The 13,004-nt window shown below is 69.2% G+C and carries 12 protein-coding genes; 6 read left to right on the top strand and 6 right to left on the bottom strand.

Annotated elements, in window-relative coordinates:
* Positions 1 to 50 precede the first annotated feature (50 nt).
* The gene (locus ACIP5Y_RS14750) at positions 51 to 2,750 is read left to right on the top strand and encodes an alkaline phosphatase family protein (protein WP_400350418.1); all 2,700 of its coding nucleotides are present in this window, start codon (positions 51 to 53) and stop codon (positions 2,748 to 2,750) included.
* A gap of 66 nt (positions 2,751 to 2,816) precedes the next feature.
* Here the strand turns inward: ACIP5Y_RS14750 and ACIP5Y_RS14745 are convergent, their stop codons facing one another.
* Together ACIP5Y_RS14745 and ACIP5Y_RS14740 are read right to left on the bottom strand one after the other, a co-directional pair.
* Positions 2,817 to 3,581: an SDR family NAD(P)-dependent oxidoreductase gene (locus ACIP5Y_RS14745; protein ID WP_400350416.1), complete on the bottom strand. Its 765-nt coding sequence runs from the start codon at positions 3,579 to 3,581 to the stop codon at positions 2,817 to 2,819.
* A gap of 79 nt (positions 3,582 to 3,660) precedes the next feature.
* Positions 3,661 to 4,296, bottom strand: a complete 636-nt coding sequence (locus ACIP5Y_RS14740; RefSeq protein WP_400350415.1) for a DUF4386 domain-containing protein — start codon at positions 4,294 to 4,296, stop codon at positions 3,661 to 3,663.
* Positions 4,297 to 4,404: 108 nt separating this feature from the next.
* On the opposite strand from ACIP5Y_RS14740, the gene ACIP5Y_RS14735 reads away from it, so the two are divergent.
* Genes ACIP5Y_RS14735 through ACIP5Y_RS14725 form a run of 3 tightly spaced genes read left to right on the top strand, consistent with a single transcriptional unit; the run spans position 4,405 to position 6,757 of the window.
* Entirely contained in the window at positions 4,405 to 4,875 is a 471-nt protein-coding gene (locus tag ACIP5Y_RS14735) for a MarR family winged helix-turn-helix transcriptional regulator (protein ID WP_400351282.1), read from the top strand.
* 49 nt (positions 4,876 to 4,924) lie between these two features.
* Positions 4,925 to 6,160: a cytochrome P450 gene (locus ACIP5Y_RS14730; RefSeq protein ID WP_400350413.1), complete on the top strand. Its 1,236-nt coding sequence runs from the start codon at positions 4,925 to 4,927 to the stop codon at positions 6,158 to 6,160.
* A gap of 27 nt (positions 6,161 to 6,187) precedes the next feature.
* Positions 6,188 to 6,757 carry a TetR/AcrR family transcriptional regulator gene (locus ACIP5Y_RS14725; protein ID WP_400350411.1) on the top strand — a complete coding sequence of 190 codons (570 nt, stop codon included), beginning with the start codon at positions 6,188 to 6,190 and terminating at the stop codon, positions 6,755 to 6,757.
* A 16-nt stretch (positions 6,758 to 6,773) separates the two neighbouring features.
* On the opposite strand, the gene ACIP5Y_RS14720 is transcribed toward ACIP5Y_RS14725, so the two are convergent.
* Positions 6,774 to 7,490, bottom strand: a complete 717-nt coding sequence (locus tag ACIP5Y_RS14720; RefSeq protein ID WP_400350409.1) for an SDR family oxidoreductase — start codon at positions 7,488 to 7,490, stop codon at positions 6,774 to 6,776.
* 128 nt (positions 7,491 to 7,618) lie between these two features.
* Between ACIP5Y_RS14720 and ACIP5Y_RS14715 the strand changes: the two genes are divergently transcribed.
* A complete protein-coding gene (locus ACIP5Y_RS14715) occupies positions 7,619 to 8,644 on the top strand; it encodes an AraC family transcriptional regulator (RefSeq protein ID WP_400350408.1) in 1,026 nt (341 codons plus the stop codon).
* 52 nt (positions 8,645 to 8,696) lie between these two features.
* Here the strand turns inward: ACIP5Y_RS14715 and ACIP5Y_RS14710 are convergent, their stop codons facing one another.
* The gene (locus ACIP5Y_RS14710; RefSeq protein WP_400350406.1) at positions 8,697 to 9,821 is read right to left on the bottom strand and encodes an FAD-dependent oxidoreductase; all 1,125 of its coding nucleotides are present in this window, start codon (positions 9,819 to 9,821) and stop codon (positions 8,697 to 8,699) included.
* An 86-nt stretch (positions 9,822 to 9,907) separates the two neighbouring features.
* Here ACIP5Y_RS14710 and ACIP5Y_RS14705 point away from each other — a divergent pair, with 86 nt between their 5' ends.
* Positions 9,908 to 10,576 carry a TetR/AcrR family transcriptional regulator gene (locus ACIP5Y_RS14705; protein ID WP_400350405.1) on the top strand — a complete coding sequence of 223 codons (669 nt, stop codon included), beginning with the start codon at positions 9,908 to 9,910 and terminating at the stop codon, positions 10,574 to 10,576.
* A gap of 2 nt (positions 10,577 to 10,578) precedes the next feature.
* Here ACIP5Y_RS14705 and ACIP5Y_RS14700 read toward each other — a convergent pair whose 3' ends face one another.
* Entirely contained in the window at positions 10,579 to 11,496 is a 918-nt protein-coding gene (locus ACIP5Y_RS14700) for an alpha/beta hydrolase (protein ID WP_400350403.1), read from the bottom strand.
* Positions 11,497 to 11,503: 7 nt separating this feature from the next.
* Entirely contained in the window at positions 11,504 to 12,982 is a 1,479-nt protein-coding gene (locus ACIP5Y_RS14695) for a flavin-containing monooxygenase (protein WP_400350401.1), read from the bottom strand.
* Positions 12,983 to 13,004 lie beyond the last annotated feature (22 nt).

The following is a 13,004-nucleotide window of genomic DNA, read 5'->3' as shown; positions in this document are numbered from 1 at the left end:
GATCCTGGCATCAGCCGTTCTTGTGCTCACGACTCGAAGCCGGGGGAGTCATGGACCGGAGGCGTTTTCTGAAACAGGCCGCGATGCTGGGTGGCGCGGCGGGCGCCATGTCGATGCTGCCGCCGAGCCTGGTGCAGGCGTGGGCCGAACCGGCCCGGCCGGGCGGCTGGGACGATATCGAACACGTCGTCATCCTCATGCAGGAGAACCGCGCCTTCGACCACTACTACGGCGGCATGGCCGGCGTGCGCGGCTACGCGGATCTCAATGCGCTGCAACTGTCCGGTGGCCGCTCGGTTTTCCATCAGCCCGACGGCGCGGGCCACGTGCTGCCCTATACGACCGCGCTGGAGAACATCGACGGGACCGATCACGGCACCGGCACCGGCCACGACGCCTTCGCCGCCGGCCGCCACGACGGCTGGATCGCCGCCAAGACCGCGGGCTGCATGGTCGGCTACGAACGCGGCAGCCTGGAGTTCTACTACCAGCTGGCCGAGGCGTTCACCCTCCTCGACGGCTACCACTGCTCGGTCAACGGGCCCACCGACCCCAATCGCATGTACCTGTTCACCGGCACCGTCCGAAACCCCTTGGCGCTGGACAACTTCGCCGAGAACCTGCAGACATCACTGTTCGACTCCGATGCCAAACTCGCCTGGATCCGCAGCCTGCCGACCTCCGAGATCATCGACACCGTCCTCAATTTCGTGCACGGCGTGACCAGCGTGGTCCCGGAACCCGTGGTGCAGGCGGCCCTCGGCATGGTCGGCCGCTCCCGGGACCTGTTCCGCTACGACGCCCTGCTCGGGCCCGACGGCGGGCGGTACCTCAACGAGGTCATCTTCGGACTGCCCTGGACCACCTACGCCGAACGCCTGCAGGAACGCGGGCTCGGCTGGCGCGTCTACCAGGAATGGGACAACTACACCGATAACACCCTCGACTTCTTCCTGCCCTTCCGCACCGCGGCCCGCACGGCGCTGAAGTACACCAACGGCGGCGGCAATCACGCCTTCGAGAACTTCTTCCGCTACTACAGCGACCTGCAACGCGACCCGAGCCTCGAAAACGCTTACGCCGCAGACCTGCAGCGTGGCCTGGCGGAGCTGGCGCCCTCCGATCGCACGCTGGTGGAACGCGGCCTGCTGCGCTCGCGCACCGGCACCCTGGTCGATTCCTTCCGCGCCGACGTGGCGGCCGGGACGCTCCCGACGGTCTCCTGGATCGTGGCGCCGTACGTCGATTGCGAACATCCGGTCATGGGCCCGCGCAATGGGCAGGCCCTGGTGCGCGGCGTGCTCGAGGCGCTGGCCGAACACCCGGATGTCTGGAACAAGACCGTCTTCATCCTCAACTACGACGAGAACGACGGCTACTTCGACCACATCCCCGCACCCACCCCGCCGCGCGGTGCGGAGGGCGAATACTTCTACGGCCACAACATCGGATTGGGCGCCCGCACCCCGGCCATCGTGGTCTCGCCGTGGAGCAAGCAGGCGGTGAGCTCCGAATTGTTCGACCACACCTCGGTATTGAAGTTCCTGGAACGCGTCACCGGTGTGGCCGAACCGAATATCAGCCCGTGGCGGCGCGCCATGTGCGGCGACCTCTCGTCACTGTTCGACTTCGGGGCGCGGCGCACCCTGATCCTGCCTACCACGCCGCCGGCCGCCACCCAGCCGGATATCGGTGCGACGCAACCGGTTCCGGCATTGCAGCGGCTGCCCGTGCAGCAGTCCGGCAGTAAACCGCGGGTGCCATTGCCGTACCGGCTCGACGCCCGCTGCCGGGCGAGCTGGGCCAAGGCCGTCACGCTCACGGTGCGCAATACCGGGACCGGCGCGGTGCAGTGCTCGATCCACCCCAATGCCTTCGCCGGTGACTACACCCCTACCCGCCTCGACATCCCCGGCGGCGGCACGGTGGATCAGGATCTCCCGATCACCTCGGGGCGCTACGACTACAGCGTCTACGGCCCCGACGGCTTCCAGCGCCGCTTCACCGGTGACCTCGCCACCACGGGCGGCGCGCTCGAAGTGATCGCCGAGCCGGCCACCGGGTCGAAGCGGAAACTGCTGTGGCAGTTCGAGAATCGCAGCCCCAGGCCGGTCACCTTCCTCGTCGTGGCCAATGCCTACCGGCAGGACGGACCCTGGACGATCGAGGTCGGCGCCGGGCAGACCGCCCGCCGGGATATGTCCTGTGAGCGCGATACCGAGGGTGCGGGCTGGTACGACCTGACCGTCACCGTGGACGCCGACGCCGGATTCCTGCGGCGCGCACGAGGTTTCGTGGAGACCGGAGCCCCCGGCCGCACCGCCGACGATGCCGCGCCGTACGACCGGCTGCTGCTGGACCGCGCGATCTACGAGCCCGGCCGCGATCTGGTGGTGAGTTACGCGCTGGCGCAGCCGGTGCCGAGGCATCGGCTCGCCTTCTACCCCGATACCGGCGACCTCGGCGGCTCCGTGCCTTCCGGTCCGCCACTGAGTGTGGTGACGCTCGCCGCGGGAGCGGCCCGGGATCAGATCGTCGTGCCCATGGCGGGTCCCGCTCGCAAGTCGGCGACGGTGCATGCGGTCGGTGCGGGATCGGCGGCCGAAGTACATTCGGCCGCAGCCGGATCCGCCGTCGGGACCGGGGAAGCGGGCGAGGCGGGTCAGCTGCCGTCCGGTTCGTACCTGCTGCATCACCTGGATGATTCGGGCAAGCCACTGGTGCATCCGGTTCGCTTCCGGGTGCTGTGACAACACAGCTCCGATCCTATGATGGGCCGGAGCTGCGAATTCATCTGTCCTCGAAGGTAATCAGGTCTAGTTGGTGATGCGCCCGCCCGCGACATCGATGGTGATGCCCGTCAGGTACGACGACGCGTCCGAGGCCAGGAACAGCGCGGCCTCGGCCACATCGTCGGTCCGCCCCAGCCGGCGCAGCGGATGCATGGCCGCCACCTGCTGCTGCACCGCCTCCGGCATGTTCGCCGCCAGTTTCTCGGTCAGGATCGAGCTCGGCGCGAGGGCATTGACGCGAATACCCTGTGGCCCGAGTTCGCCGGCCAGCTGCCGGGTCAGCATGATGACGCCCGCCTTGGCGGCGCCGTAGGCCAGATTCGCCTGGGAGGGTTGCCGTCCCGCGGACGAGGACATGGTGATGATGCTGCCGCTGCCGCGCTCGATCAGGCTGGGCAGGAAGGTCTGCACGGTGAGGAAGACGGAGGTCAGGTCCGAGTCGAGCACCTGACGCCAGCGCTCCTCGGGCAGTTGCACGCTGGGAATCGGATGCCCCTGACCGCCGGCGAACGCCGCGACCACATCGACCGGTCCCAGCTCCCGCGCGACCAGTTCGCGCGCCGCGGCCAGTTCGGCGGCGGAGGTGACATCCGCGACCGCGGCGACCGCGGTGCCGCCCGCGGTGGTGATGCCGGTGACCACTTCGTCCAGCGCGACCTTGTCCCGGCCGACCACGCAGACCTTCGTCCCGTTGGCGGCCAGCAGGCGTGCGGTCCGGGCGCCGATGCCGCGGGAACCGCCGGTGATGACGGCGACCTTGCCGGCCAGGTCGGAGTAGTTGCTGCTCATGGGAGTGAACCTTTCGAAAAATGGAGTGCGGGTGGAGATTCGGTGATGCGGGAGGAAATCGAGCCGGGCCGGCGGAGATTCAGCGCCGTGCGGCGGCAATCGCGGTGGCGACCAGCCAGATCAGGCCGCCGAAGCGGACGACCGGCAACAGGAACCCGAACGGGGAGGCGACCAGCGCCAGCCCGGAGACGAAGGCCGCGACGGCGATGACCAGTCCGAACCAGCCGACCCAGCGGGGCAGGTTGCGGCCGAAGAGCACCGGAATCGAAATGCCCACGGCCAGTAGCCCGAATCCGGCGGCGAAGGCGGGCCCGCCGGTCATGTAGCCCATATCGGCGATGCTGCGCGCCAGTTCCGGTGCGGCGGTGGCGGGGAGTCGGGCGCCGGTCCAGGCGAACAGCGCGCTGAGGGTGAGCGCCGCCGAGGCCAGCGCCCCGCCGATGACCGCGATCGGCGGCGTCTCCAGCACCCGGTGCAGCAGTGCGGTCGCAATGGCCAGCGGCGCGCCCGCCAGCAGGATGAGCAGCGCGCCGGCGTCGATGACCCCGTGGTGCGCGGTGGTGTAGGCCAGCACCTCGGCGCCGGTGGCGTCCGGATGCGGGGTGCCGGCATTGAGTGCGACGTAGGCGATGGTGAGGACGGCGAAGGCGGCGGTGGGGAAGAGGGCGGCGGTGTCGAGCCGCTTGGTGCCGGGGCTGACGGTGGCGGTGCTCATGGTGGCGATCCTTGGTTTCGATGAACCGTACTGCTCAAATAATGATTACAACTTGTAACGATTGTCAAGTGTCTATCGTTTACCCGGTGATACGATTGCGCCGTGGATATGAACGAGGGGCCCCGCCGGATGCCGGACGCGGTCGGATTCCTGTTGACGCAGGTCGGAGCGCATGCCGCCATGCGGTTCGGGGAGCGGATGGCCGCTCTGGACCTGAACCCGGCGCAAGCCGGACTGCTGCGGATCCTGATCGTGCAGCCCGGTCGCAGTCAGCGGGAGCTCGCCGACGAGCTCGGCATGCCGCCCAGCCGGTTCGTGAAATTCGCCGACGAGCTGGAGCGGCGCGGGCTGATCGAACGCAGGCCCAATCCCGACGATCGCCGCCTGCACGCGCTGTATCTGACGCAACAGGGGCGGGAACAGCTGGGCAAGGTCGGCGCGGTGGCCAAAGAGCATGAAGCGCACCTCACCCGGTCGCTGACCGAGGAGGAGCATCGCCAGCTCTCCACCCTGCTCGCTCGTATCGCCGCAGATCAGGGGCTCGCGGTCGGTGTGCATCCGGGGTATCGCAAGATCTGACCTGAAACAGGTTCTAGACACTTCAGTACTTTTGTCTTACCGTCGGTTCATGAGTTCAATGGCGTCTCATGCGGTCCGATTCGAGCTACGGTCCGGCGAGACCTGGCGCGACCCCTGGCCCATGTATTCCGCACTGCGCGACCACGACCCGGTACACCGGGCCGTCCCGGAAGGCCGGGAATCCGACGACTTCTACGTGCTGACCAGGCACGCCGACGTCTACGCGGCCGCCCGCGACCCCGGGACCTTCTCCTCCGCCGCCGGATTGACCGTCGACTACATCGGCCTCGAGGCCGCGGGCGTCGGCCAGCACCGGCCCTTCGTCTTCATGGACCCGCCCGAGCACACCGACTTCCGCCGCCGCGTCGCCCCGGGATTCACGCCGCGACAGGTGAATTCGGTGGAACCCGCCGTGCGCGAGTTCGTCATCGAACGCATCGAACGACTGCGGTCCGCCGGCACCGGCGACATCGTCGCCGAACTGTTCAAGCCGCTGCCCACCATGGTGGTCGCGCACTATCTCGGTGTGCCGGAACGGGATCGGGGCCACTTCGACAAGTGGACCGAGGCCATCGTGGGCGGCGCGGTCGCCGGAGCCGGCATCCAATCGGGCGGCCAGGAGGCGCTCACGGCCGTCGGCGAACTGGTCGGCTACTTCTCGGAACTGATCGCCCGCCGCCGCGCCGAACCCGGCGACGACACCATCTCGCACCTGCTGGCCTCCGGCCTGGGCGCGGACGGTGACAATGACGGGCTCGTCGCCATCCTCGGCTTCGCCTTCACCATGATCACCGGCGGCAACGACACCACCACCGGAAACCTCGGCGGCGCGGTGCAACTGCTCACCGCCGACCCGGACCAGCGCCGCATCCTCATCGAGAACCCGCAGCTCATTCCGGACGCGGTCGAGGAATTCCTGCGCATGACCTCACCGGTGCAGGGCCTGGCGCGCACCGCCACCCGCGATGTCGAACTACACGGCGTCACCATCCCCGCGGGCCGCCGCGTCCTGCTCTGTTACGGATCAGCCAACCGCGACGAACGCGAATTCGGGCCCACCGCGGCCGAACTCGACGTGCGCCGCAACCCCAAGCGCATCATGACCTTCAGTCACGGCCACCACCACTGCCTGGGCGCGGCCGCCGCCCGCATGCAGGCCCGGGTCGCGCTCGAGGAACTGCTCGCCCGCTGCCCCGACTTCACCGTCGACCTCGACCTGGTCACCTGGACGCACGGCAACTACGTGCGCTGGCCCGTCTCCGTCCCGTTCCGGGCCGTGGCCTAGGCTCGCCCGGAACCGAAGGGAGCAGCCATGAGCCGGGACTGGCTGGCCGACGATCGCGCCGATCTCGCCGCCGAACGCATCCTCGACGCGGCGGCCCGGCTCTTCGCCGAACACGGCGTGACCGCCGTCGGCATGGCCGATATCGCCAAGGCGGCCGGCTGCTCCCGCGCCACCCTCTACCGCTACTTCGAGAACCGGCAGGCGGTGCGGGTGGCCTTCGTGCACCGCGAGACCCGCCGCATCGCCGCGCAGCTCTTCGGCGCCGTCGGGGAGATCGCGGATCCGGGGGAGCGGGTGGTGGCGGCCATGCTCGGCGCGGTGCGCGCGGTGCGCGCCGACCCCATGCTCATCGCCTGGTTCCGCGCCGGTGAGGCCGGACCGGCGGGCCGCATCAGCCAGGACTCCGAGGTCATCGAATCCATTGCGGCAGCGTTGTTCACCTCCACCGAACTCACCGAGGCCGAGCGCGGCCGGCTGGCGCGGTGGCTGACCCGCATCATCGTGTCCCTGCTGTCCTCCCCCGGACGCGACGAGGACGAGGAGCGGACCATGCTGGAGGAATTCGTGGTCCCGCTCGTCGTCCGCGCTTTCGCCTGACCGGCTGCCGGACACCTCACGCCAGTACGGTGCCACCGTCCACGGTGAGCACGGTGCCGGTGGTGAAGTGATTCCCGATCAGATACGCGTAGGCGGCGGCGATCTCATCGGGATCGGCAATGCGCCCCACCGGGATTCGGCCCGAGAAATCGTCGTACACGGCCTGCGGATCCGGCACCGTGCCATCCCACAGGGTGGTCCGCACCGGACCCGGCCGCACCGCATTGACCCGCACCGGCGCCAGCTCGACCGCCAGCGCGCGGGTGAGTCCCTCCACGGCCGCGGTGACACTGGCGGGCAGGGCGGTGCCCGGACCGGGGCGAGTGGCCACGGTGCCCGAGGTGAAGGTGATGGAGCCGCCGCTGCGCACGTGTGCCGCAGCGTATTTGGCGGCCAGGAACGCGCCCCGGTAGCGGATGCCGAAGAACGCGTCCGCCTGCGCGGCGCTGATCGCATCGATCGGTGCGAGCAGCAGCGCCTCACCGGCGGTATAGACGAGATGGTCGAATTCGCCTTGCGTGCCGAAGAATTCGGCGATAGCGGCCTCATCGGTCACGTCGAGCCGGGCTCCCCGGGCGGTGTCCGGGAGTTCTTTCAAGGCGGCGTCGATCCGATCCTGACTGCTGGACGCGACGGTGACCACGGCGCCGTCGGCGGCGGCGCGGGCCGCGACGGCCAGCCCGATGCCCGAGGTGCCGCCGATGACGATGACGTTCTTTCCGTTGAGAGACATGATGTTTCGTTTCCTTCTGCGAGCGATCCGGTGCAACTTCGAGCAACGTTAGATTTGCGGCCGACGTTGTTGAATGCTCGAAGAGCTCGCCTTTCTGTCCCACCGTCTTCCGATGCGCGAGGTACCTCGTGGATGTATTCAGTGACGCCCTGACCGCCCTGCGCACCGGCACCGCCGTGTCCACCCGCACCGACGCTCGCGCGCCCTGGAGCATGCGCTTCCCGACCATCTCGGGCGCCGGATTCCACGTGGTGCTGCACGGCAGTTGCCTGCTGGTTCCGCACGACGGCGGCGCGCCCGTGCATCTCGATACCGGCGATATCGTCTTCCTGCGGCAGGGCAGCGGCCACACCCTGGGCAGTGATGCCCGGCTGGCCCCGGAGGATTTCGACGAGAACCGGATCGACGGCAGCTCTTACATCCGGCAACTGTCGATCGCCGGGAAATCGGTGGACCAGCGGGTGTCCGTGGACAGCCCGCGGGACGAATTCGTCGAGGGCTGTGGCTTGTTCAAGGACGGTCCGGGCCCGCGCACCGTGCTGGCCTGCGGCGCATACAAACTCGACATCACGCGGCAGCATCCGCTACTGGCCGGCATGCCGGAGATCATCTGCCTGGCCGTGGCCGATCAGCAGCCCGCGCTGCGGATCGCGGTCGGCCAGCTGACCGCCGAGATGGACGATCCGGGGCCCGGCAGCGACAGCATCATCGCCGCGCTCACCGATCTGCTCCTGCTGCAGATCATGCGCGCCTGGTACCAGGGCATGACCGCCGACCGCGCCAAGGGCTGGAGCGCCGCGGTCACCGACCCCAACCTCGCACCCGCCCTGCGCGCCATCCACGCCGACCCGGCCCACCCCTGGACCGTCGACGAACTCAGCAGCGTGGCCGGCCTCTCGCGCGCGGCCTTCGCCAAACGCTTCACCACCGTGGTGGGCGAACCGCCCCTGAGCTACCTCACCGCCTGGCGCATGACCGCGGCCGGGCGGCTGCTCCGCGAAACCGACGCGCCCCTGGCCGCCGTGGCCGAACGTTCCGGCTACAGCTCGGAATTCGCCTTCGCCAAGGCGTTCAAACGCGAATACGGCATCGCCCCGGGCAGTTACCGCCGCGCTTCCCGCAATGACCGCGTCGCACAGGAGCGCTCGGGCTGACCGCCGGTGATCGCCCGCCGCTCGCTGCCCTTCACCGTTCGCTCGCAAGGATTCACACGGCGGCGGCGAAGAAGTCGACGAGGGAGAAGGGAGCGTGGTCGCCGAGCAGGAGGTCCAGGACTTCGTGGGCGTCGACGGCCTCGGTCGCGGCGCGGAGGAACATCGGCTCCTCGTAGGCGGTGAGGGCTGCCTCCAGGTCGTCCGGGTGGGCGGCGAGGGCCTCGGCGAGTCGGGAGCCGTCGAACATGGCGAGGTTGGCGCCCTCGCCGGACGGGGGCATCAGGTGTGCGGCATCGCCGAGGAGGGTGACGCCGGGGACGCGGGTCCAGCGGTGTTCGTTCGGGAGGGTGTGGATCGGGCGCGGGGTCAACGGGGTGTCGCCGGCGGTGATCAAGTCGGTGAGTTCCGGTGCCCAGCCGTCGAATTCGGCGGCGATGCGCGCCTTCGCGGCGACGGAGTCGGTGAAGTCGATGGCGTCGATCCATGCGGCGGGGCGCTGCAGCTGGATGTAGGTGTGCAGGATGCCGCCCGCCTCGCGGTGTGCGTTGATCGCCTTGCCGGGGGCGCCCGCGTACAGCGCGCCAGCGCCGACCATCGCGGCCGTCGCGGGGTGCCGCTCATCGGCGTCGTGCAGGTAGGTCTCGATGAAGGTGATGCCGACGTATTCGGGTTTCGCATCCGACAGCAGCGGGCGGACCTTCGACCAGGCGCCGTCCGCGCCCACCAGGAGTTCGGTCCGCACGGTCGTGCCGTCCGCGAATGTCAGTTCGTGGCGGCCGTTTCCGAGGGACGCGACACCGGCGAGCTTCTTCCCCCACTGGATCGTCCCGTCGGGCAGGGAGTCGATGAGGATGCGCCGCAGATCGCCCCGGAGTATCTCGGGGCGTCCGTGGCTGCCGGCCGTCTGGTCGTCGAGCAGCACCTTTCCGTGCTCGTCGACAATGCGTGACGCCTCGGCGCCTTCGTGGATGAGTGCGCGGAATTCCTCGGTGAGCCCGGCCGCCGCGAGGGCAAGCTGACCGTTGTATTCGTGGATGTCGAGCTGGCCGCCCTGCGTGCGGGCGGCGGCGGAGGGCTCGGCCTCGTAGATGGTCGCGGGGATGCCGTGGACGTGGAGGACGCGGGCGAGGGTGAGTCCGCCCAGGCCGGCGCCGACGATCGTGACGGGTGTCTGCATGGTCCTGCTCCTCTCGAAGAATTACTGGAACGACGTTCCATGAATCCAGTTTGGAACAACGTTCCAGGCATGTCAAGATGGATTTCATGGCGAACAGGACACAGCGCACCGAACGACGCTCGGACGCGCTGTCCAAGCAGCGGATCGTCGAGACCGCGATGGAGATCCTCGATACCGAGGGTGAGAGCGCCCTCACCTTCCGGGCGCTCGCGGCCCGCCTGGCAACGGGCGCCGGAGCGATCTACTGGCACGTCGATAACAAGAATGACCTACTCGCCACGGTCGCCGAGGAGGTCATCGCCCGCGCCCTGGCCGGGGTCGTCGGCGGCGCCGAACCCCGGGCGGCGATCCGGGCCATCGCCCTCGGGGTGTTCGACGCGATCGACGCACATCCGTGGGTGGGCGCCCAACTCTCCGGCGAGCCATGGCAACCCGCGGTGCTGCGGATCTTCGACGGCATCGGCGGGCAGCTCCAGGCGCTCGGCGTCCCCGAACCGGCGCAGTTCGACGCGGCCTCCGCGCTCGTCAACTACATCCTCGGGCTCGCGGGCCAGTACGCCGCGGGCGCCCGGCTGCTCGGCCGCGAGACCGATCGATCGGCCTTCCTCGCGGGTGTCGCGGAACAGTGGACGCGGCTCGGCCCGGCGAAGTACCCGTTCCTGCATCGGGTGGCCGCGCAGCTGGCCGAGCACGACGACCGCGAGCAATTCCGCGCCGGCATCGACCTCATCCTCGCCGGCATCGGGACCCTCTGACTTCAGGGCGTGGCGCGATATCCCGTGCGGTGACCGTAGACGCGGTCGCTCAGCCCCTGCGCGAGATCCGCGACCGCCTCCCGGGCCTGCGGGATCGGGAGGGCGTGGAAGACATGCCAGAGCCCGCGATACTCGTGATGCCGCAGTGGGGCACCGGATTTCGCCGCATAGGCAGCGAAGCGGCGAGCATCCCCGGCGAGCAGATCGTCCCCCGCCGAGTGCAGCAGCATGGGCGGCAGTCCGGTGATATCCCGATAGAGCGGGGACAGGGCACGGCGCTGCTCCTCGGACCGGCCGGGCAGATAGGCGTCCATGAACATCATCATGAGTTCCGGGGTGAGCAGCGGCTCCCGGCTCGGATCACAGTGCAGCGCCTCGGAATCCGAGGACAGATCCAGCACCGGGCAGATCAGCCCCAGCACCGCCGGGGCGGGCAGCCCCCGATCGCGCAGCAGCAGCGCCAGATCCAGCGCGAGGGTGCCGCCCGCCGAATCACCGGCCACCGCAATGCGTTCCGCCGGAATGCCGCGATCCAGCAGCGCCCGATAGGCGGCGAGGGTGTCGTCGACGGCGGCCGGATGCGGATGCTCCGGAGCCAGCCGGTAATCCACCGCGTACACCGTGGTCCGCATGGCCGCCGCCAGCGCGCCGGTGAGCGGCCGCACCATCTCCGGCGCGCCGATCACGAATCCACTGCCGTGCAGGTACAGCACCGCCGCGTCCGCGGGTGCGCCGATGGGCGTGAGGGTTTCGACGGGGACGCCGCCCAGGCTCGCGTTCGCCACGGTCACACCCCGTGGGGCGCGCGAGAAGCGGACGGTGGTCACCACGCGCCGCCGCACCTGCGGCCAGTCCGGCGCGGGTGCGAACCACCAGGTTCCGGTCAGCCGGGACAGGAAGCGCCACAGGGAAATCAGCAAAGCTTTCTCACTTCTCGCTCGATACGCGCTGACCCAGTCGGTAATCCACCAGCTCGGGTGTGCTCCGGACCATCTGCTCGAAGCGGCGGGGACTCCACGGCCACAGTTCGGGCAGCCCGTCCTTGCCCAGGTACCAGCTGCGGCAGCCCGTGCTCCAGATGGTGTCGGGCGCGGCGGCGCGCATGCGGGCGTTGTAGCGGTCGGCGGCGGCCCGGGTCGGCTCGATCGTGGTGAATTCTCCCGCGCGCCAGCGCCGCAACCATTCCACGATGCGCGCGGACTGGGCCTCCGCCACCGCGGTGAGCGGATGATTGGCGACCGGTGAATGCGGTCCGACCAGCATGAACAGGTTCGGGAAGGCCGGCATCATGGAGCCCTCGAAGGCGCGCGGGCCGTCCGCCCACGCCTCGTCGAGGGTGTGGCCGCCCGTCCCGGTGACGGCCATCGGCCGCATATAGGCGTGCGCGTCGAAACCCGTTGCCAGTATCAGGATGTCGAGCTCGTGCCGGACGCCGTCCGCGGTGCGCACGGCATCCTTTTCGACCCGCTCGATACCGCTGGTGACCAGGTCGACATCCGGTCGCTGGATCGCGGTGTAGAACCGGTCCGACACCACCAGCCGCTTGCACATGGCCTGATAGTCCGGGGTGAGTTTGCGCCGCAGCTCCGGATCCTCGACGGAGGCGAGGTTGCGTTCCACCACCCACTGGATGAACCTGCGGATCCGCCCGGGATGCACCAGACCCTGCGAAAACGCCGCGAAGAAGGCGCGATTCAGGGCGTAGGGGAGACGCCCGAGGGCGGGCAGCCACCGGTACACGCTCTTGGCGACGCGCGAATAGGCGCGATTGACGGTCGGCAGGATCCACTGCGGAGTGCGCTGGAACAGCACCAGTTCCGGCACCGCACCGGCGAGCGCGCACACCAGCTGGGTGCCCGTGGAACCGGTGCCGATCACGCCGACCCGCTGCCCGGTCAGGTCCACGCTGTGATCCCAGCGCGCGGAATGCATGACGGTGCCACCGAATTCGTCCAGCCCCGGTATATCCGGCCGATTCGGGTGATGCAGGAAACCGGTGGCGCACAGGAGGAAATCGACGTGGTCGACGGCGCCGTCGCCGGTGGTGATGCGCCAGCCGTCGTCCTCGAATTCGGCCGCGACGATCTCGGCGTGGAAGCGGGTGCGGTGGTGCAGGCCGTGCCGGCGGGCGACCCCGGCCAGATAGTCCTTGATTTCCGAGCCCGGTGAATACAGCTGGGACCATTCGGGATTCAGCGCGAAGGTGAACTGGTAATAGCGCGACGGCACATCGCAGAACAGGCCGGGATAGGTGTTGTCGCGCCAGGTGCCGCCGTAGTCGCCGGCCTTCTCGTAGATGGTGAATTCGGTGAAGCCCGCCCGTTGCAGCGCGACGCCGGTGGCGATGCCGGAGATGCCGGCGCCCACGATGGCGATGCGTGGTTGGTGCGGTACAGCAGCACTCATGGGACGCCAGCCTAGATTCGAG

This window comes from Nocardia sp. NPDC088792, from assembly GCF_044750615.1.
Taxonomy (GTDB): domain Bacteria; phylum Actinomycetota; class Actinomycetes; order Mycobacteriales; family Mycobacteriaceae; genus Nocardia.
The sequence above is the reverse complement of the archived record's forward strand: the minus strand, read 5'-3'. Positions and strand labels throughout refer to the sequence as shown.